The organism is Streptomyces scabichelini (assembly GCF_011045015.1).
GTDB classification, from domain to species: domain Bacteria; phylum Actinomycetota; class Actinomycetes; order Streptomycetales; family Streptomycetaceae; genus Streptomyces; species Streptomyces scabichelini.
The window spans coordinates 17,851-36,001 of sequence record NZ_JAAKZY010000102.1 but is presented as its reverse complement, the minus strand read 5'-3'; the positions used below and the strand labels follow the sequence as shown (position 1 = coordinate 36,001).

General features: G+C 68.8%; 18 protein-coding genes and 1 riboswitch. Of the genes, 4 read left to right on the top strand and 14 right to left on the bottom strand.

The features are described 5' to 3' along the window. Nucleotides 1-471, bottom strand: a 471-nt coding sequence (locus tag G5C60_RS28280; protein WP_206440103.1) for a histidine phosphatase family protein, incomplete at its 3' end; no start/stop codon positions are given. Nucleotides 472-581: 110 nt separating this feature from the next. Then, a riboswitch (cobalamin riboswitch) is annotated at nucleotides 582-745 on the top strand. A gap of 35 nt (nucleotides 746-780) precedes the next feature. On the opposite strand from G5C60_RS28280, the gene G5C60_RS28275 reads away from it, so the two are divergent. The 3 genes from G5C60_RS28275 to G5C60_RS28265 all read left to right on the top strand — a co-directional run bounded on the left by G5C60_RS28275 (nucleotide 781) and on the right by G5C60_RS28265 (nucleotide 3,171). Further along, nucleotides 781-1,014 (top strand): CbtB domain-containing protein, encoded by a 234-nt coding sequence (locus G5C60_RS28275; RefSeq protein WP_165263754.1) that lies wholly within the window; start codon nucleotides 781-783, stop codon nucleotides 1,012-1,014. Nucleotides 1,015-1,039: 25 nt separating this feature from the next. Next, a complete protein-coding gene (locus tag G5C60_RS28270) occupies nucleotides 1,040-1,807 on the top strand; it encodes a CbtA family protein (RefSeq protein ID WP_165263753.1) in 768 nt (255 codons plus the stop codon). Nucleotides 1,808-1,992: 185 nt separating this feature from the next. Further along, entirely contained in the window at nucleotides 1,993-3,171 is a 1,179-nt protein-coding gene (locus G5C60_RS28265) for an acyl-CoA dehydrogenase family protein (protein ID WP_165263752.1), read from the top strand. A 168-nt stretch (nucleotides 3,172-3,339) separates the two neighbouring features. Here the strand turns inward: G5C60_RS28265 and G5C60_RS28260 are convergent, their stop codons facing one another. From G5C60_RS28260 to G5C60_RS28220, 8 genes are all read right to left on the bottom strand, one after another. Further along, nucleotides 3,340-3,732, bottom strand: coding sequence for a nuclear transport factor 2 family protein (locus G5C60_RS28260; RefSeq protein WP_165263751.1), 393 nt, complete (start codon nucleotides 3,730-3,732; stop codon nucleotides 3,340-3,342). 526 nt (nucleotides 3,733-4,258) lie between these two features. Continuing rightward, entirely contained in the window at nucleotides 4,259-5,002 is a 744-nt protein-coding gene (locus tag G5C60_RS53755; protein WP_165263750.1) for an NAD(P)-binding domain-containing protein, read from the bottom strand. 484 nt (nucleotides 5,003-5,486) lie between these two features. Further along, nucleotides 5,487-6,080: a TetR/AcrR family transcriptional regulator gene (locus tag G5C60_RS28245; protein WP_165263749.1), complete on the bottom strand. Its 594-nt coding sequence runs from the start codon at nucleotides 6,078-6,080 to the stop codon at nucleotides 5,487-5,489. An 871-nt stretch (nucleotides 6,081-6,951) separates the two neighbouring features. Next, nucleotides 6,952-8,157, bottom strand: coding sequence for an MFS transporter (locus tag G5C60_RS28240; RefSeq protein WP_165263760.1), 1,206 nt, complete (start codon nucleotides 8,155-8,157; stop codon nucleotides 6,952-6,954). Between the two features lie 253 nt (nucleotides 8,158-8,410). Beyond that, the gene (locus G5C60_RS28235) at nucleotides 8,411-9,820 is read right to left on the bottom strand and encodes a GH1 family beta-glucosidase (protein ID WP_165263759.1); all 1,410 of its coding nucleotides are present in this window, start codon (nucleotides 9,818-9,820) and stop codon (nucleotides 8,411-8,413) included. A 142-nt stretch (nucleotides 9,821-9,962) separates the two neighbouring features. Next, nucleotides 9,963-10,904, bottom strand: coding sequence for a carbohydrate ABC transporter permease (locus G5C60_RS28230; RefSeq protein ID WP_165263748.1), 942 nt, complete (start codon nucleotides 10,902-10,904; stop codon nucleotides 9,963-9,965). Nucleotides 10,905-10,917: 13 nt separating this feature from the next. Continuing rightward, a complete protein-coding gene (locus G5C60_RS28225) occupies nucleotides 10,918-11,889 on the bottom strand; it encodes an ABC transporter permease subunit (protein ID WP_165263747.1) in 972 nt (323 codons plus the stop codon). A 213-nt stretch (nucleotides 11,890-12,102) separates the two neighbouring features. Then, entirely contained in the window at nucleotides 12,103-13,416 is a 1,314-nt protein-coding gene (locus G5C60_RS28220; RefSeq protein WP_165263746.1) for an ABC transporter substrate-binding protein, read from the bottom strand. A 283-nt stretch (nucleotides 13,417-13,699) separates the two neighbouring features. Here G5C60_RS28220 and G5C60_RS28215 point away from each other — a divergent pair, with 283 nt between their 5' ends. Then, on the top strand, nucleotides 13,700-14,716 hold the full coding sequence (locus G5C60_RS28215; protein WP_165263745.1) for a substrate-binding domain-containing protein: 1,017 nt from the start codon (nucleotides 13,700-13,702) through the stop codon (nucleotides 14,714-14,716). Nucleotides 14,717-14,778: 62 nt separating this feature from the next. Here the strand turns inward: G5C60_RS28215 and G5C60_RS28210 are convergent, their stop codons facing one another. From G5C60_RS28210 to G5C60_RS28190, 5 genes are all read right to left on the bottom strand, one after another. Next, nucleotides 14,779-15,189 (bottom strand): (4Fe-4S)-binding protein, encoded by a 411-nt coding sequence (locus tag G5C60_RS28210; protein ID WP_165263744.1) that lies wholly within the window; start codon nucleotides 15,187-15,189, stop codon nucleotides 14,779-14,781. Between the two features lie 30 nt (nucleotides 15,190-15,219). Continuing rightward, nucleotides 15,220-15,531, bottom strand: a complete 312-nt coding sequence (locus tag G5C60_RS28205) for a GNAT family N-acetyltransferase (protein ID WP_165263743.1) — start codon at nucleotides 15,529-15,531, stop codon at nucleotides 15,220-15,222. Nucleotides 15,532-15,728: 197 nt separating this feature from the next. Further along, a complete protein-coding gene (locus tag G5C60_RS28200) occupies nucleotides 15,729-16,235 on the bottom strand; it encodes a flavin reductase family protein (protein WP_165263742.1) in 507 nt (168 codons plus the stop codon). A 5-nt stretch (nucleotides 16,236-16,240) separates the two neighbouring features. Then, nucleotides 16,241-16,741, bottom strand: a complete 501-nt coding sequence (locus tag G5C60_RS28195) for an NADPH-dependent FMN reductase (protein ID WP_165263741.1) — start codon at nucleotides 16,739-16,741, stop codon at nucleotides 16,241-16,243. Beyond that, nucleotides 16,741-18,150 (bottom strand): MFS transporter, encoded by a 1,410-nt coding sequence (locus G5C60_RS28190; RefSeq protein ID WP_165263740.1) that lies wholly within the window; start codon nucleotides 18,148-18,150, stop codon nucleotides 16,741-16,743. Before G5C60_RS28190 ends, G5C60_RS28195 begins: the two co-directional genes overlap by 1 nt. Between the last annotated feature and the right edge of the window lies 1 nt (nucleotide 18,151).

Genomic DNA, 18,151 nt, shown 5'->3' with positions numbered 1-18,151 from the left:
CAGCCGACCGCAACCACTCCTGCTGTACCGGCCGCCGTGCCGGCCAAGCTGCCGATCGGCGCGATCGTCCCCTGGGCGGTCTTCTTCGGCATCCTGATGCTGGTCCTGCTCTACTTCGTCGGCGCCGCGTACCGACTCACCACCGTGCGGGGCGTACGACGGGTCCGCCAGCCATCGCGCGACCGCCTCCGGCTCGTCGGCACTCACCTCGGCCAGGGTCGCGCCACGCCAGCGGCCCACGTCCAGTCCGGCCAACTCCGACTCGGCGGCGGCATCGAGACCGAGCGCGGCCGCGGTCTCGCGGCAGCGCACGCCGGGGGAGACCAGGGCCCGGTCCGGAGCGGGCAGAGAACCCGCGGCCGTCTCGGCGAGCCGCAACCCGGCGGCGTCGACGGGGCATCCGTCGTCGAAACGCGCCTCCCGCAACGCGGCACTGATCGCTGGTGAGATCAACATCACTCGGCTGGTCATCGGCCCACTCTCGTGCTCAACACCTGCTCAAAAGCCTTGCCAGTACCGGGAATTGGCGGCGCGACCAGGGTAACGGCGCACGCTCCGGCACCCCGTGCGCCCTTGGCCCCCTCCCCGCTTCGCGGTACGGTCTCGTCGATATTGACGACGGTTCGACGGAAGCCGGTGAGAATCCGGCACGGTCGCGCCACTGTAAGCCCGTACCGACCGCCTCCCACCAGGGGCGGTGCAGACCGGGGCAAGTCAGACCCGTGGCCGTCGTCCTGTGCACCACCGAGATGGGACGCGAGTTCCCCAGGAGGTTCCGCCATGGCCCAGTCCATCGCTCAGCCGACCGCAACCACTCCTGCTGTACCGGCCGCCGTGCCGGCCAAGCTGCCGATCGGCGCGATCGTCCCCTGGGCGGTCTTCTTCGGCATCCTGATGCTGGTCCTGCTCTACTTCGTCGGCGCCGAGCAGGGCGCCACCTCCCTGCTCTCCGGTGAAGGCGTACACGAGTGGGTGCACGACGGCCGCCACCTGCTCGGCTTCCCCTGCCACTGAGGGCGACGAGGAAGCGTACGAGCACATGGACTCGGCAACTGTCAGAAATCTCCTGGTGCGTGGCATGCTCGCGGGTCTCGCCGCGGGCCTGCTCGCCCTGGTCGTCGCCTACTTCCTGGGCGAGCCGCGCGTCGACGCGGCCATCGCCTTCGAGGAGGCCCACGCCCACGAGCACGGCGGCGAGGAACTCGTCAGCCGCACGATGCAGTCCACCGCCGGGCTGAGTACGGGTGTCCTCATCTACGGGGTCGCGTTCGGTGGCATCGCCGCACTCGCGTACTGCTTCGCGCTCGGCCGGATCGGCCGTTTCGGGCCGCGCGCGAGCGCCCTGCTGCTGTCGACCGCGGGCCTGCTCGCCGTCTACGTCGTCCCGTTCCTCAAATACCCCGCCAACCCGCCCGCCGTCGGCAACCCCGACACCCTCAACCAGCGGACCACGCTGTACTTCCTGATGGTCGTGCTCAGCGTGCTGCTGGCCGTCGGCACGGTGATCCTCGGCAAGCGCCTCGCACCGCGCCTGGGCAACTGGAACGCCACTCTCGCAGCGGGCGCCTTCTTCGTCCTCGTCGTCGGCCTGGCGTATGCGTTCCTGCCGTCGTTCAACGAGGTTCCGGAGGGCTTCCCCGGCACCCTGCTGTGGCAGTACCGGCTGGCCGCCCTCGCCATCCAGGTGACCCTCTGGACCGCGTACGGCCTGGTCTTCGGGTTCCTCGCGGAGCGCGTGCTGGCTCCGCGTACGGCTGCCGCCCAGCGGAAGGGGAGCGCCCCGCAGGCAACTCCTGTGGCGCACTGAGCGGTTGAGAACGGGAAAGGCCTCCGGTCGCTTTGTCCGGGGGCCTTTCCCGTGTGCACTCGCTCCTGTCTGTTCCCAATCTGTTCCCAATTTCTGGAACACGTTCTACGGTGTGCGCCGTCAGGACCGGACCGGGCGGCCGGAGCAGCAGGCCAGTGGGAGCCCAGTGGGAGCCAGGAGGCGCCGTGCATCTCGAATACACGCCGGAGCAGCAGGAGTTGCGCACCGAACTGCGCGCCTACTTCGCCGAGTTGGTGCCGGAGAACGTCCATGCCCGGTACGGCGATCCGGCCGCGCAGAAGCGGTTCTACCGTGAGACCATCCGCCGGCTCGGCTCCGACGGCTGGCTCGGGGTGGGCTGGCCGAAGGAGTACGGCGGGCGCGGGCTGAGCCCGATGGAGCAGTTCATCTTCTTCGACGAGGCCGCCCAGGCGGGCGTACCCCTGCCGCTGATGGCGCTGAACACAGTCGGCCCGACGATCATGCAGTTCGGCACGGACGAACAGAAGGCGTACTTCCTGCCGAAGATCCTCTCCGGCGAGATCGACTTCGCGATCGGCTACAGCGAGCCCGACGCGGGCACGGACCTGGCCGCGCTCAAGACCAGGGCCGTACGGGAAGGCGACGAGTACATCGTCAACGGGCAGAAGATCTGGACGACGAACGGTGATACGGCGGACTGGGTGTGGCTCGCGGTGCGCACCGACCCCGACGCCCCACCGCACAAGGGCATCACCATGCTCCTCGTGCCGACCTCCGACCCCGGCTACTCCTGCACCCTGATCAACACGCTCGCCTCGCACGACACCACTGCGAGCTACTACGAGAACATCCGCGTCCCCGTCTCCCGCCGGGTCGGCGAGGAGAACAAGGGCTGGCGGCTGATCACCAACCAGCTCAACCACGAGCGCGTCACGCTCGCCGCGCACGGCACCATGGCCATCCGCGCCCTGCACGATGTGCAGCGCTGGGCCATGGAGACCAAGCTCGCCGACGGCCGCCGCGTCGTCGACCTGCCCTGGGTACGCCGCCTCCTCGCCCGGACCCACACCAGGCTCGACGCGATGAAGCTCCTCAACTGGCAGATGGTGACCGCCGTCCAGGAGGGCATCCTCACCCCGCAGGACGCCTCCGCCGTGAAGGTGTACGGCTCCGAGGCACGCCGCGACGCCTACGCCTGGCTCATGGAAGTCGTCGCGGCGGCAGGAGTCCTCAAGGAGGGCTCGGCGGGCACGGTGCTCCACGGCGAGCTGGAGCGCGGCTACCGCTCGGCCGTGATCTTCACCTTCGGCGGCGGGAACAACGAGATCCAGCGCGAAATCATCTCGTGGATCGGTCTGGGGATGCCGCGCGTACGGCGTTAGCCTGCTCGTGTCCCAACGACGAAGTCCTCCTCGTCGACGTCGCGAAGCCCGACCCGGACCTGGGGGATCAGACTGCGACATCTACCGCCGACCCCACGCCCGCGTCCGCACGTGGAGCGCCGCCATGCAAGACCGCAGTGCAGTCACCAACGTGCTCGAACAGCACACCTAGCGGCGATGTGGCCACGTGAGATGGATGACCCGCCGGGAAATGCGCCAGCCGTCATCGGTGCGTCGCAGGTCGTCGGCGTAGACGACGCTGGCGACACCGCCGCCCTCCAGCAGGCTCAGACCTTTGGATCGGGCCCGCACCTCGTCGCCCGGGCCTTCCGACACGACGATGTTCGTCGTGTGGTGGGCTTTCGCGTGTCCGGGGGCGTTCATGAAGGTCGCGATCGCGTCCAGCCCGACGACCGGGTCGCCGCCGAAGACGCTGCCGTCCCACACCGCGTCCTCGGTGAGGCATTCGCCGAGACGGTCCAGTTCGTGGTCGTCCATGATGTGCGCCCACAGCGCCAGGGCCATGCTGATTTCGACGATGTCTTCATGCGTGGGTTTCACGTTCGGCTCTCCATTTTGTGCGTTGCTGGATCAGGCCTTGGCGCCGCTCAGCATGGCCCGCACCTGGTCGTAGGCGCCGTTGGCCTCGGCGATACTCTCCTTCGCCGCAGGGGCCGGGCGCGCCCGGCAGTCTCGACTATGGGGGTGTATCGGCGGGGGCGGGAGAGGATCACCTATCCATGGACCGACGGTCCTCCCCGGCCGGCCACCATGGAGACCGTGCACAAGAAGGAGCTGCGGACCCTAGGTGGATCTGGCCGCGAGACGATCACCGGGCCTAGTGGGACTGGTGAGGTGTCTGTTGCCTAGCGTCATGGCTGTGGCAGTTGACTACCTTCCAGGAGAGCAGAAGGCCCGGTACGCGCGCTTCGCCGGCGAGCCGTCCGTTCAGGAGCTGGAGGAGTTTCTCCGGCTGGCCGGCCGACGTGCCGCCGGGGGGTGGCGGAGTTCGTCGCGGAGCAGCTGGAGACGGGGGGGCGAGACAAGAGGGCCTCTGACGGGTCACCGCGTCAGCCCCCGTCCCTCCTCACATGGAAATTGCGCGGTTCAGGCGGACAAGGTATTCCGCGTCCGGTTGCGTACCGGCCCCGAAGCGTTCCTGGACCACGGCGAGCCCGAGGTCGCGCCGCTTCGGTGATCGCGCCGCGTCGGCCCTCGCCAGTGCGTCCGGCAGCTCCTGACGGGTGAGATCCGTGCAGTAGGCGGGTGTGCCGGGCTGCTGTCGCCACGATTCCGCGAGCGGCCCCGCATCAAAGGCGTCGAACCCGGTGTCCTCAACGAGTGCCATGGCCAGGTCACGCTCTCGCGGACTGTCGGCCGCGACGGGGAGCGAGATGCGGTCCGCACTTCCCGCTGGCTTGTTCCTGTGCGCGAACGACTCGGCTCCGATCGAGTTCCACGCCTTGACGATGGGCCGGCCCAACTGCTTGGCAGCCCACACGCTCTCGGCCTGGCCGGCCTCGATCGCCGCGACTCCGCTGTCCCGATGCGGGAAGTAGTTCGACGTGTCGATGACAACCGTGTCAGCCGGCACCTTGGCTATCAGTGGTGCGACCTGCGGAATGCGGGCGAAGGGAATGGAGAGGATCACGGCGTCGACGTCCGCTACGGCTTCCGCCGCTGTCACTGCGCGTCCGCCCGAGGACAGCACATCCGCCTCGATCGTCTCCGGGCCGCGCGAATTGGCCGCCTTCACCTCGTGCCCGGCCGCGCTCAACCGCCTGGTCAACGTCTTGCCGATGTTCCCGGTGCCGAGAATGCCGATCTTCATGGTGAAACTCCTTGTCCGGAACGGAACCCCGGTTTCGGTGATCGGGGCTCCCGGGCTTGGTCCCTGCCGCGCGACCGGGGCTGCGGGCCGGCCGCGGACGCGGTGGTGTAAGTGGGTGATGACGACCTTGCAGAAGTGAGCGCCGCTCTTCGTGTTCGTCTTGTGTGTTCGTGGCGTGCCGGCGCTGCCGCTCTCGTGCTGTTGCGTGCCCGAGAGCCGCGTCGGGTGAGTCAGCGGTGGGCGGCGCGGTTCATCTCGACGACGTCGTCGACGGTGGGATTGGCACCGAGGGCGGCGAATCGTTCCGGGAGGCTGTCGCGGACGCGGGCGTCCTTGGCGCGGTCGGCCGCGGCCAGGGCCGCCGGCAGTTCGTCGAGGGTCAGTTCGGTGCAGTAGGCGGGGCTGTTGGGCTGCTGGCGCCAGGAGTCGGCCAGTGTGCCGGCGTGGTGCCGCGTGGCGTTGCGAGGCGGGGTGGGATGTTTGGTTACGCCTGGGTGTCCCGCTGGCGGTAGCCGCTGGCGATGAGGGTGCGGAGCCGGTCGAGGGGCTCCTCCTCGGTGCCGGTGCCCTTGATCCAGGCAATGGAGCAGGCCGCGAGGAACAGGTCGTTGCCCCGTACCGAGTCGCGTACGTGCCCGGTGAGCTGTGCGGCTCGTACGTACTGATCGGTGGCGGTGATGAGGATGTCGCAGGGGATGGTGAGCGGGTTGTCCGGTTCCTGGGCCCGGGCCGCGGCCATGAGCGGGTCCGGCAGGCCGCTGAAGGCGCTGAAGTACTCCTCCATCGCCCGCAGCCACTGTTCCAGTGCCTGGGCGGGGTCGCCGAGCTGGTCGATGTCCGCCTGGCGGGCGACCAGTTCCTCGGAGCGGGTCTGCAGCACGGCCGCCAGCAGTGCCTCCCGGGTGGGGAAGTGCCGGTACAGGGTGCCGGGCCCGACGCCCGCCTCCTTGGCCACCGCCTCGAGGGAGGTGCCGACCCCGTGCTGCAGGAAGTGACGCTGCGCGGTCTCCAGGAGGGCGGCGCGGTTGCGCTGGACGTCCGCGCGGGGCTTGCGTCCGCGCTGTTCGACGGCGCTCATGCGCCCTCCTGCCTGCCGTGATCGTGCGGCCGCATCAAAACGGATGCTGCCTCCGTACGCATTCGAGAGTAAAACGGAGGCGGCATCCGGTCAAATGGGCGGCCCGATCACGGAGCCCGGACAGCGCAGGGGCTGACATGTCTGGCCGCCGTAGGAGCGTGGCCAGGTGATCGGAACAGGCTCTGGCCAGCAGGGTTTCAGGCCGAAGCATTGGGCTGGCCGCCGAGAGCCTGGCGGGTCGGCTGGGTCAGGCGGCGTGTCATCAGGGTGATGGCCGCCCAGGTGATCAGTGCAGGAGACCGCTGAAGGAAGTGGGCGTAAGTGTTGTGATCGCCGCGTAATAGGCCCATAGGCCCCGGAGCGGGCGGTGATGAGCAGGTCGCGGTCGCGAAGGACGCCGTGCGCGGTCAGCAGGCCCCACTGCGTGTGAGCGGGCCTCAGACGCTCCTCGGGCAGCAGGGAGGTGTCCTGAGTTCGTACGGGGACCAGCAGAGGGCAGGGCTCGGTGACGCCTGCGGCCCGGATGCCGGCATCGGCACGTCGAAGCCCGCCAGCCGGCGCCCGGCCCTGCCAAACTCCCTCCCGCCGACACCAGGGGACGCAGCGCGGCCACCTCGGCGGTGGTGAAGGCGGAGCCGGGCCCACCCGGGGACTTCCTGTAGACCTGGAACGGTGCGTACACGCAGTTGGCGGACAGGTCCGCCAGCCCGCTGCGGGATCGGGTTTCCGGCTGCTGAGGTTAGCTGGCATCAGTGCAGGTCACGTACGTTGCCTGGTGCCTGCTGACGATCCTGGTCACAGGGACAGTCCCGCTCTGCGGCCGGCGATCGTCTTGGTCGAACCTGGTTCTCGACGCCTGACCGGCATCCGGTCACATGGAGGGGTCGGTCTCGTGCGTGACAGACCTGGCCTGGTGTGCGGCAACGGCCATGACGAGGACGGAGATCAGGGCGATGCCGGCGCCGACGTAGAGCGGCGCCGTGTAGCCGAGGCCCGCGGTGATGGCCAGGCCCCCGAGCCAGGCGCCAAGCGCGTTGCCGATGTTGGACGCGGACACGTTTGCGCTGGCGGCCAGCGCCGCCCCGTGGGCGAAGTCGGTGACGCGGGTAATCATGCCGGGCACGCCGGCGAACCCGGTCACCCCCATCAGAAACACCAGGATCACCGACGCGGTGGCGCTGCCGGCCAGCAGCCCGAACGCGGCCAGGGTGATGGTGAGTCCGAGCAGGGCGAGGACCAGGGCGCGGTCACGGTCACGGTCGGCCGCTCGCCCGCCGATCAGGTTCCCGACGACCAGGCCGACGCCGTACACCATCAGCAGCCAGGCGACATCGGCTTGGGAGAAGCCACTGACCTCGGTGAACGTGTAGGCGATGTAGCTGAACGCACCGAACATCCCGCCGTAGCTGAGCGCGGTGGCCGTCAGGGTCAGCCAGACCTGCCAGGACCGGAACGCCCGGAACTGGGTGCGCAAGTCGGTGGGCGGTATCGGATCGGTGCGGCCCGTCATTGCAGGTGGCCGCGTTTCTCCGGCCCAGCCGGGGACGAAGGCGACGATTCCCGCCAGCGCGAGCACGCCGATTGCGGTGACCGCCCAGAACGCCGCCCGCCAGCCCCAACGCTCACCGACCAGCGCACCGAACGGCACGCCCAGCACGTTCGCAACCGTCAGCCCGGCGAACATGACGGCCACCGCGCGGGACTTCTTCTCCGGCGCGACCAGACTGCGAGCGACCAGCGAGCCGATACCGAAGAACGAACCGTGGCACAACGCCGCGACGATCCGCCCGAGCAGCATCACGGAATAGCTGGGTGCGACGGCGGACAACAGGTTGCCGATGACGAACAACGCCACCAGGCAGACCAGGATCGCCTTGCGGGGCAGCCGCGCCGTCGCCGCGGTCAGCACGATCGCGCCGATCGCGACACTCAACGCGTACCCGGAGATCAGCCAGCCCGCGGCCGCCTCGGACACCGCGAAACTCGACGCCACCTGCGGCAGCAGCCCGGCGATCAGGAACTCGGTCAGACCGATGCCGAAACCGCCGAGTGCCAGCGCGACAAGTCCACTCGGCATCCGTCGCCGCTCCAGCAGGAACCCCGTGTCCCCGACCCCGACTTCGCTCATGGGTCCACGCTCACCCCTGGCGGCGGATCCGGGCCATGGACAAAGATCGACGACGCTTGGACGAAAATGAGGGCACCGTGGAGGCAAGGAGCTGCACCCGTTACGGTGCGCGGGACGCGGGACGGCGTGTATCCCGCGCACCGGAAACGGGTGATCGTCTGTCAGTTCCTGCCTACTGCCCTACATACGTGGCAGTCCGTGCTTACGGGTTCCCGTCGCTCCCCTCCGGCAGGATGCCGGTGCGGACCACATCGGCGTACCACCGCGCGCTGGCCTTGGGGATGCGCTTGCCGGTCGGGTAGTCGACGTAGACGGCACCGAAGCGTTTGCTGTAGCCGTAGCCCCACTCGAAGTTGTCCAGCAGAGACCACAGGAAGTAGCCCCGGACGTCGACGCCGGCCACGATCGCCCGGTGCACGGCCGACAGATGGCCGTGGAGGTAGGCGATGCGTTCGGGGTCGACCACCTCGCCCTCCGGGTTCACGTAGTCGTCGAACGCGGCCCCGTTCTCGGTGATCATCAGAGGCATCGCGGGGAAGTCCGCCTTGAGCCGCGTCAGCAGGTCGTACAGAGCGCTGGCGTCGACCGCCCAGCCCATCGCGGTGGTGCTGCCCGGCGGCCGGTGGAAGGCGACGTCGGCGCCCGGCCAGGGGCTGTGCTCACTCATCCCGTGGCCGTCGGAACCGTGGCTGACCTTGCCGGGGGTGGCGGCGGAAACGAGCGTGGGTGTGTAGTAGTTGACGCCCAGGAAGTCCAGCGGCTGATGGATCGTGGCGGTGTCGCCGTCCCGTACGAAGGACCAGTCGGTCAGGCTCGCCGTGTCCTGGAGGAGGTCCTGGGGGTACTGGCCTTCCAGCACAGGGCCGGTGAAGACGCGGTTGGCCAGTGCGTCGATCCGCCGGGCCGCGTCGAGGTCCTCGGCGGCCTCGGTGAGTGCGCGGACGTGGTGGAAGTTGAGTGTGATGGACGCCTGTGCGCGGGCGGGCAGTTCGGCACGCAGCGCCTGAACGGCCTTGCCATGGGCGAGGTTGAGGTGGTGCGCCGCGCGCAGGGCCGCGACCGGGTCGGTGCGCCCGGGCGCGTGGACACCCGAGCCGTATCCGAGGAAGGCGCTGCACCAGGGCTCGTTGAGGGTGGTCCAGGTCTTCACCCGGTCACCCAGCGCACGGGCCGCCAGGGTCGCGTAGTCGGCGAACCGGTCGGCGGTGGCGCGCTCCGGCCAGCCGCCCGCGTCCTCCAGTTCCTGGGGCAGGTCCCAGTGGTAGAGCGTGACGACTGGCTCGATGCCCTTCTCGAGCAGTGCGTCGGTCAGGGCGCGATAGAAGTCGAGTCCCTTCTCGACAGCCGGGCCGCGCCCGGTCGGCTGCACACGCGGCCACGACAGGGAGAACCGGTAGGCACTCACTCCGAGGTCGGCCATGATCGCGACGTCCTCGCGCCAGCGGTGGTAGTGGTCGGTGGCGACGTCACCGGTGTCGCCGTTGCGCACCCTGCCGGGCGTGTGCGAGTAGGTGTCCCAGATCGAAGGGGTGCGTCCGTCGGCGGAGGCGGCGCCCTCGATCTGGTACGCGGCGGTCGCCGCGCCCCAGGTGAATCCCTGCGGGAACCTCATGACGGTGGTGTTCTCCGGGGCGGGCGCGACACGTCGGGTTGCGGTGGTCACGTGGGTCCTTCCAGATGTAGGGCGGCGTGGGAGAGGCGAAGCCAGGTGGCGGGCGTCGGAGGGCCGCGGCAACAGGGGGACGGCACGGCATTCATCCCTTGACCGCTCCCTGCATGATTCCGCCGACGATCTGACGGCCGAAGACGATGAACATGGCGAGCAGGGGCAGCGTGCCGAGCAGCGCGCCTGCCATGATCAGCGACTGGTCACGCACGTATCCCGCGCTGAGCTGGGTGAGGGCGACGGGCACCGTTGGATTGCTCATGTCGAGCACGATGAAGGGCCAGAAGAAGTCGTTCCAGGCGTGCACGAACGTGATCATGAACAGCACGGCCATGGGAGGCCGGGCGATCGGCAGCACGATGCTCCAGAAGATGCGCAGGGAGTGCGCACCGTCCACCCGCCCGGCCTCGACGAGTTCGTCGGGCAGCGCCTCGGACAGGTACTGCCGCATGAAGAACACGCCGACGGCACTGACGAGCGTGGGGAAGATGACGGCGGGCAGCTTCTGGCCCCAGCCCAGCTCGGTCATCATCATGAACAGCGGTACGACGCCGAGCTGCGGCGGCACCATCATCGTGCCGATCACGAGCATCAGCAGGATGTTGCGGCCCTTGAAGCGCAGTTTGGCGAACGCGAAGCCGGCGAGGGTGGCGAACAGCACCGTGGACAGGGCGATCACCCCGGCCACGATCAGGCTGTTGAGCATGGCCTTGCCCAGCGCGGCGTCCTGCCAGGCCTTGCCGAGGTTCTCCAGAAGGTGGGGTCCCGGCAGGAACGGCGGAGGCGTCTGGGTGACGCGCGTGTTGTCGGTCGACGCCGCCACCATCGTCCAGTACAGCGGGAAGAGCGAGAACAGCGCCGCGATTCCCAGGAGGATGTAGGCGAGGGGACCCGCGTGGTGCTGACGTCCTGCACCCGGATGCCGGAACAGCTGGCGGCGCCGTCCGCCGGGCGGTGTGTCCTTTCGGGCCTTCTTCGCGACCCCGGGGCGCGCGTCCGTCGCCTGGACCGGGATGCTGTCTGTGGTCATGGAGATCTCCCGGTCAGGCCTTGCGCGCCATTACGCGCTTGACGACTCGTTGGACGATGAACACGACGATGAGCAGCAGGAACATCGCCCAGGCGACTGTGGCGGCCCGCCCCATCTGGTAGTTCTTCCAGCCCTCCTCGTACAGCAGCAGACCCAGCGTCTGGTACTGGTTGTCCGCTCCCCCCGTGATGCCGTTCGGGCCCTGGCCGAAGATCAGGGGCTCACCGAAGAGCTGTGTGGCGCCGATCGTGGACAGGACGATGGTGAAGACGATGGTGGAACGGATGCCGGGGACGGTGACCTTCAGGAACTGCTGCCACCGCGAGGCGCCGTCGATGGCCGCGGCTTCGTAGCGGTCGCGAGGAATCGCCTGCATCGCGGCGAGGTAGAGCAGGGCGTTGTAGCCGGTCCAGCGCCAGATGACGATCGAGGAAATGGCCGTCTGCGCGGCCCACTTGTTGTTCTCCCAGTCGATGTTGTCGACACCGACCAGGCTCAACATCCAGTTGATCATGCCGAAGTCGCGTTCGAAGATCATCGTGAACACGAGGGCCGCGGCACCGACCGACGTGGCGTACGGCGTCAGGGCGGCGACGCGGAAGAACGTAGAGCCGCGCAGCCGGTAGTTGAGCAGATGCGCAAGGCCGAGCGCCATCAGCAGCTGCGGCACGGTCGACAGGACGCCGATGGTGAAGGTGTTGAGCAGCGCGTTCCAGAAGCGGTCGTCGTCCCAGAGCGCCGTGTAGTTGTCGAAGCCGACCCACTCCATGAGGTTCAGGGTCGACAGTTCGACGCGGTGCAGCGAGATCCACGAGGTGTAGATGAGCGGGTAGAAGCTGAAGGCGGCGAAGACGACGAAGAACGGGGCGATGAAGGCGTACGGCGCGCCCCGGACGTCGAGGCGGTGCAGCAGCGTACGGCGACGCTGACGCTCCGCGCCGGTGCCGGGCGCACCGTCTGCGGGTGTCGAGGTGGAGATGGCCACCGGAAGGCGTCCTTCCTGGAGGGGTGAGGAGGCGGGCAGGGCCCGGCGGCCCACACGGGCCGTGCGTGGGGCGCCGGGCGAACGGGGGCCCTAAGCGGGTCCGGCGAAGTCCGTGCGGTTCGGCAGCGCCCCCAAAGGGGCGCGGGGAACTGCGCGACCAGCCACGACGGACCCGCGGCCGACGGACGCACCGGACTTCCAGCGAAGCGCTCGTCAGCCGGCGGCCTTCTCGATGCGCTTGTCAGTGGTCTTCCACGCCTCGTTCGGGCTCTTGTTCTGCGCCTCGATCAAGGCCAGGCCCTGCGAGAAGATGTCCTTGATGGTGCCGTCCTTGCGGCCGAGCACCTGCTCGTCCGGGACCTCCTGGGCCGCTGCGCCGAAGATCTTCCCGATGGGTGCGCCACCGAAGTAGTCCGACTTGGCGTCGACCACTTCGGGCATCTCCAACGCGGCCTGCGACGAGGGGAAGTTGCCGATCTCCTTGAAGAGGTAGGCCTGCTGCTCGGGGGCGGTGAGCCAGGCGACGAGCTCCTGCGCCTCCTGCTTGACGGGGCTCTTCTCCATCACCCCGAGGAACGATCCGCCCCAGTTGGCGCCCTTGGGCGCCTTGGCGACGTCCCACTTGCCCTTGTTCTTCGGTCCCGCCTTCTCGCTGATGTGCGCGAGCATCCACGCCGGGCAGACGGTGCTGGCGAAGGAGCTGTTGGCCAGACCGGGGTCCCAACCGGGCTGGAACTGGCGGAGCTTCGCGGTCAGATCGGACGTGGCCGCCTCGGAGGCCAGCTTCCACGCGTCCTTCACGACAGGGTTCTTGGCGTAGATCAGCTCGCCCTCCTTGTCGTAGAACTGCTGGGAGTCGCCGTAGATCATGGCGTTGAACAGCCCGCTGGAGCTGTCCATGAAGGCGACCTTGTCGTCCTTCGACTTCTCCTTGAACCGCTTGCCCGCGTCGACGTACTTCGACCAGTCGCCCTCCCACAGCTTGGCGACCTCGTCGCGTTCGGTGGGCAGGCCGGCCTGCTCGAAGAGGTCCTTGCGGTAGCAGACCGCCATCGGGCCGATGTCGGTGCCGAGGCCGATGACCTTCTTGTCCTCGGCGGTGACCTGATTCTGCTTCCACGGAAGGAAGTGGTCCGTCCCGGCCGTACCGGCCAGATCGACGAACTTGTCCTTCTGGGTGTCGGACAGTTCCTTGGCCCTACCAATCTCTATGCCCTGGATGTCCTTCAGTCCGCTGCCGGCGGCCAAATGGGTCTGCAGGGCGGTGTAGTAGGTCTGCTCGTCGCCCGCGACGTCCGCCTTGATGACGACGTTCGGGTTTTCCTTCATGTACTTGTCGAGCAGACCGGTCTCCTTGAAGCCCATGACGCCGTACAGCCCCATGGTGATGGTGACCTTGCCGTCCTTCTTCCCCCCACCGGTCCCACCGTCGCTGCTGCCCCCGCAGCCCACGACCAGGCCGAGAGCTGACACAGCCGACACGGCGGTCACGGCTTTGGTACGCAACTTCCTTCGGAACTTGTCCATTTCGTCCTCCTAGCGGCGGCGCTGACGCACCGGAGTTCGAGCCACACGGTGGGCTCCGTAGGCACGATTTGTCCGGTGGGTACGTTCCCAAACAGCGATGGGAACGTGCCCACTCAAGAGCTCGCAGCCTCGCCGCCACCAAAGGTGTCTGTCAAGAAGTTGAAGCCACTTCGTTGCCGAGAGATGTCGTGAGCCCACGCCCGGAACCTGCGGGCGCTCTCCGCAGGTCTGGCACAATGCGCAGGTGGAAGCCGTCCGGGCATCGCTGAGCGAGGGAGGCGTCGTGGGGGACAGGCAACGCCCGACCATCAAGACCGTGGCCGCGCGCGCCGGTGTCGGACGCACCACGGTTTCACGAGTCATCAACGGCTCCGAGCTCGTCAGTGAGAAGGCCAGGGCCGCCGTGCTCGCCGCCATCGCCGAGCTGAACTACGTTCCGAACTCGGTTGCCCGGGGCCTGGTGACGCGCAGGACGAACTCCGTGGCCCTGGTGATCCCCGAGTCGGAGAGCCGACTGGGCTCGGAGCCCTACTTCTCGGCGGTCATCCGCGGGGTGAGCGCCGCCCTCGCGGAGACCCGCACGCAGCTCCAACTGATGCTCGTACGCGACCAGGCCGAGCGTGACCAGCTCACCGAGTCGGTCGCGGAACGGCGTGTCGACGGGGTGCTCCTGGTCTCGGTGCACGAGCACGACCCGCTGCCGGGGCTGCTGGAGGACATGGGGCTGCCCACGGTGCTCGCCGGGCGCCGTTCCCCCGACGAGTCGCTCAGCCACGTGCACTCCGACAACGCGGGCGGGGCCGCAGCGGCCGTCAACCACCTCCTCGCGCGGGGACGGCGGACCGTCGCCACCATCAGCGGACCGCTCGACATGGACGTAGCGCGCAGCAGACTCCAGGGCTGGCGCGAGGCTCTCGAGAAGGCGGGCCACGACGCCACCGACCGCCTCGTGGCCTCGGGCGACTTCACCGAGGAGGGCGGTAAAGCGGCGATGCGTTCACTCCTTGAACAAGTCCCCGAGCTCGACGCCGTGTTCGTCGCCTCGGACGTCATGGCGGCGGGGGCCCTGGCGGAACTGCGCAGGCAAGAGAGGGGCGTCCCCGACGACGTGGCCGTGGTCGGGTTCGACGACTCCATCATCGCCCGGCACACCAATCCGCCCCTCAGCACCGTGCGTCAGCCCGTGGAGGAGATCGGCAGCATGATCGCCCACATCCTTCTGGAGGAGATCGGCAGTCCCGAGGAGCCGCGCCGGCGCGTCACACTTCCCACCGAGCTAGTCGTACGCGAATCGTCATGACCCCATGAGGGGTGCTGGTGGGCCGGGCCGGGCCGGGACAAGGGAGGCGGTCGCCGCCGGTCTCAATGGCCGCAGACGCCCGAGTGGTCGCAGAACGGCTGCAGTTGGCTTTGCCCGCAGCCGCACAGGGTGACTCTGGTCTCGGTGCGCGTCCCCTCCTCCGTGACCAACGACAGTTCGCCACGCACGATCAGCTGCCCGACTTGGGTCCGGGTGATCTGGGTGGGCCGGTCCGCGATCTCCGTCGCGCCGTTTATCAGCTCGTACTGCAGCGCGCCCGATGGGCAGCGGCGTACCACTTCGGTCAGGCGGTCGGCCGGGGCGGCGTCCGGCTGGATCCACGGGCGCCTGTCGGGGTCGAAGACCTCCGGCAGGCCGTTGATGCATTCTGCGGCGTGCAGACAGAGTCTCGCCTCGAAAGTCACGGTGATGCCCGGCGCCTTGTATGCCTTCCGCAGGGGTTTGCCGCTCATGCCTGTCTCCCTCACTGGGTTTGCAGCCGGTCAGTCGCCGACCTTGCTCCGGGCTTGGTACAGCAGGTCGGCGTACTCGGCGTGGCGGCTGATCCAGGTTGCGTAGAAGGGGCAGGTGGCCAGCACGCGCAGTCCCGCGGCGCGTGCCTCGTCCAGGGAGGTCCGAGCAAGTTCGGAACCCACGCCCTTGCCCTCGTGCTCCGGCGCCACCTCGGTGTGGACGAACGCGATCAGTTCCGCCGTACGGATGTACTGCGCGAAGCCCGCGACAGCGGCGGAATCCCCGTCCACCCGTGCTTCGTAGCGGCCTGCTTCAGGTACGTCGATGACCTTGATCGTCACTTGTCCTCCTTGACACCGGGCAACTGAAGGGAGCCACCGTCCCAGCACTCGGCTGCGAGTTTGCGATCACGGGAGCCGGGTGATTGATGCATCCACAAAGTAACCAAAATAAGTTGATGCATCAATCCGCTCAAGGACGGCAGGCTGCTCCCCGGAGTGGACGTCGAGGACATCGGCCGGACCGCGGCCAGGCCGCCTCAACTGCCCAGCATCTTGAGCGTCTGACGGTGCCAGACGAGCGGATTGCGGTCGTCGTCGGACATCATGGCGAGCACGCGCAGCACGATGATGTCGTGATCGCCGGCCGGGTAGCTGTGCTCGACGGTGCACTCCAGCCAGACCGGTGCGCCTTCGAGGAACATCGCGCCGGATGCCGCTTCCACCGTGCCGAGGTCCGCGAACCGGCCCGCCTTGCTGCGGGACGCGAGTTGCCGGGCCTTGTCGCTGTGTTCCTCGCCCAGGACGGAGATCCCGATCGCCTGCGCGCGCGACAGGACCGGCCAGGTCGTCGAGCTGTGCTGGGCGGCGAAGGAGACCATGGGCGGGTTGTAGGAGACCCCGACGGCGAACGACGAGACGATCATGACCGTCGGGTCGCCGTGGACGCGTGCCGAAAGGGCCGCGACTCCTGAGGGGAATCCGGAGAACGCCTTCTTCAGCTCGCCGGGATCCGAGGTGAAGCCGTCCATGGTCGTCCCTTCCATCGTCGTCATCGTGCGGCCCGCGCCTTCGCGGCGTCGAGGACGATCCGACTCCACTGCGCGACCCAGCGGGCGAGTGAGTCGTCCGTCGTGTAGGTGGAGTCGAGCTGGTAGAGACCCTGCGCGGGGCAGGTCGCACCGAGTTCGACGAGCACGGGTTTGAGGGTGAGTTCAGGGGCGAGCGCGTGTGCTGGGCCCGCGCCGAGCATGAGGGGCAGCGCCACCTGGCCCGCGAGGCCGGTCGCCGTGGGGAACTGGTCGAGGAAGACCTTGAGCAGGCCGGTGTAGGTGCCCTTGTAGGTGGGGGACGCCGCGATCACGACGTCGGCGGACCGCACCCGCTCGACGGCCGCGGTGACGTCCGGGTCGCCCCAGCCGAGCAGACCGGGCCCGAGCGCGGTGACTTCGAGGACCTCGCAGTCGAGCCCGAGGGCCGCCGCGAGGCGTTCGGCGGCATCGCGGGTGCGCGAGCCGGCCTTGGGGTTTCCGATGACAGCGACGGCCTTCATCAGGCGACTCCTGTGGGTAGTTGGGGCGCGGCGGCGGACGCAGTGGGAGATCCGGCCCCAGGATGGTCGACTCGGAGGCACGCGGACAGGAGGAGGCAGAGCAGTCCGACGGCGGCGAGGCCGCCGAGGGTGGTCGCGTAGCCGAATCCGGTCAGCAGCACGGCACAGACCGCACTGCCCAGCACCGCGCCGAGTTGCTTCATGGCGTTGAAGGTTCCGGACGCCGCCCCGACCTCTTCCGGAGCGACCGCGGTCACCGCCGCGATCGACAGGGGCGACCAGACGAACGAGTTGGCCACTCCGTACACCGCGAAAGCGGCGGTCAGGGCGGAGATCGGTGCGTCCATCGCGACGAGCACAGCCGACGCCCCGATGGAGAGGACGAGCGCGAGGGAGCCGACGACGGCGACCGCACGGGGCCCGATGCCGTTGTTGAGCCGGGCCGAGACAGGCGCGCCGAGCAGGCACAGCACACCCATCGGTACGAGAGTGAGGGCCGCCGCGCCGGGGTCGAGCCCGCGCTCCTGCTGGAGGTAGAGCATCAGGGGGATCATGGCCGAGCCGGCGCTGAAGGCCGCGGCGGCGGCAGCCCAAGATGCGGTGACGAACCCGCGGCTGTGCAGCAGCGCGATCGGCACCAACGCCCGCTGCCCGTCCCGGCGTTGCAGCCATACGACGCCCACGACGACCAGTGTGCCAACGGTGGCGAGCAGCCACCGGGGGACATCCAGCACGTACGCGCTCGCGGCGTCCGTGCCCTGGACGCCGAGGACGAGTGCGCCGACGCCGGTCGCGTTCGCGCAGATCGCCCACACCGGGATGCCCGCCTTCTGGCGCGGCAGGGCCGGTACGAACGCGGCCACGGCGACCATCGCGGCGACGCCGACCGGAACGTTGACCCAGAACACCGCGGGCCAGCCGCCGACGTCGACGAGCAGGCCGCCGAACAGCGGCCCGACGGCCACTGCGGCTCCGCCGACCGCGCCCCAGGTGCCGAGCGCGACGGCGAGGCGCGGCGGCTGGAACAACGCCTTGATGATGGTGAGGCATTGCGGCGTCATCAGCGCGGCTCCGATGCCCTGGACCACCCGCCAGGCGATGAGTGCCGTGATGGTGGGGGCCAGCGCGCACAGCAGCGACCCGAGGGTGAAGGCCGCGAGGCCGATCAGGTGGACGCGCCGGTGGCCGTAGCGGTCGCCCAGCCGTCCCGCGATGATCAGGGGCACGGCGTAGGCGATGAGATAGCCGCTGTTGACCCAGATCGCGAGGGTCTCGGTGGTGTGCAGGCCGGTGATCAGCGCGGGCAGCGCGACCGAGGTGATCGTGCTGTCAAGGAGCAGCATGAAGAACCCCGCGCACAGGCTGCCGAGGGCGAGCCATTGGCGTCGCTCGCTCGTCCCTGCGGTCATC

Bases quoted from the DNA above. Each gene is read 5' to 3' on its own strand.
- G5C60_RS28275 (WP_165263754.1), top strand. From the start codon at position 781: ATGGCCCAGTCCATCGCTCAGCCGACCGCAACCACTCCTGCTGTACCG.
- G5C60_RS28270 (WP_165263753.1), top strand. From the start codon at position 1,040: ATGGACTCGGCAACTGTCAGAAATCTCCTGGTGCGTGGCATGCTCGCG.
- G5C60_RS53755 (WP_165263750.1), bottom strand. From the start codon at position 5,002: ATGAAGATCGGCATTCTCGGCACCGGGAACATCGGCAAGACGTTGACC.
- G5C60_RS28245 (WP_165263749.1), bottom strand. From the start codon at position 6,080: ATGAGCGCCGTCGAACAGCGCGGACGCAAGCCCCGCGCGGACGTCCAG.
- G5C60_RS28240 (WP_165263760.1), bottom strand. From the start codon at position 8,157: ATGCCGAGTGGACTTGTCGCGCTGGCACTCGGCGGTTTCGGCATCGGT.
- G5C60_RS28235 (WP_165263759.1), bottom strand. From the start codon at position 9,820: ATGAGGTTCCCGCAGGGATTCACCTGGGGCGCGGCGACCGCCGCGTAC.
- G5C60_RS28230 (WP_165263748.1), bottom strand. From the start codon at position 10,904: ATGACCACAGACAGCATCCCGGTCCAGGCGACGGACGCGCGCCCCGGG.
- G5C60_RS28220 (WP_165263746.1), bottom strand. From the start codon at position 13,416: ATGGACAAGTTCCGAAGGAAGTTGCGTACCAAAGCCGTGACCGCCGTG.
- G5C60_RS28210 (WP_165263744.1), bottom strand. From the start codon at position 15,189: ATGAGCGGCAAACCCCTGCGGAAGGCATACAAGGCGCCGGGCATCACC.
- G5C60_RS28200 (WP_165263742.1), bottom strand. From the start codon at position 16,235: ATGGAAGGGACGACCATGGACGGCTTCACCTCGGATCCCGGCGAGCTG.
- G5C60_RS28195 (WP_165263741.1), bottom strand. From the start codon at position 16,741: ATGAAGGCCGTCGCTGTCATCGGAAACCCCAAGGCCGGCTCGCGCACC.
- G5C60_RS28190 (WP_165263740.1), bottom strand. From the start codon at position 18,150: ATGACCGCAGGGACGAGCGAGCGACGCCAATGGCTCGCCCTCGGCAGC.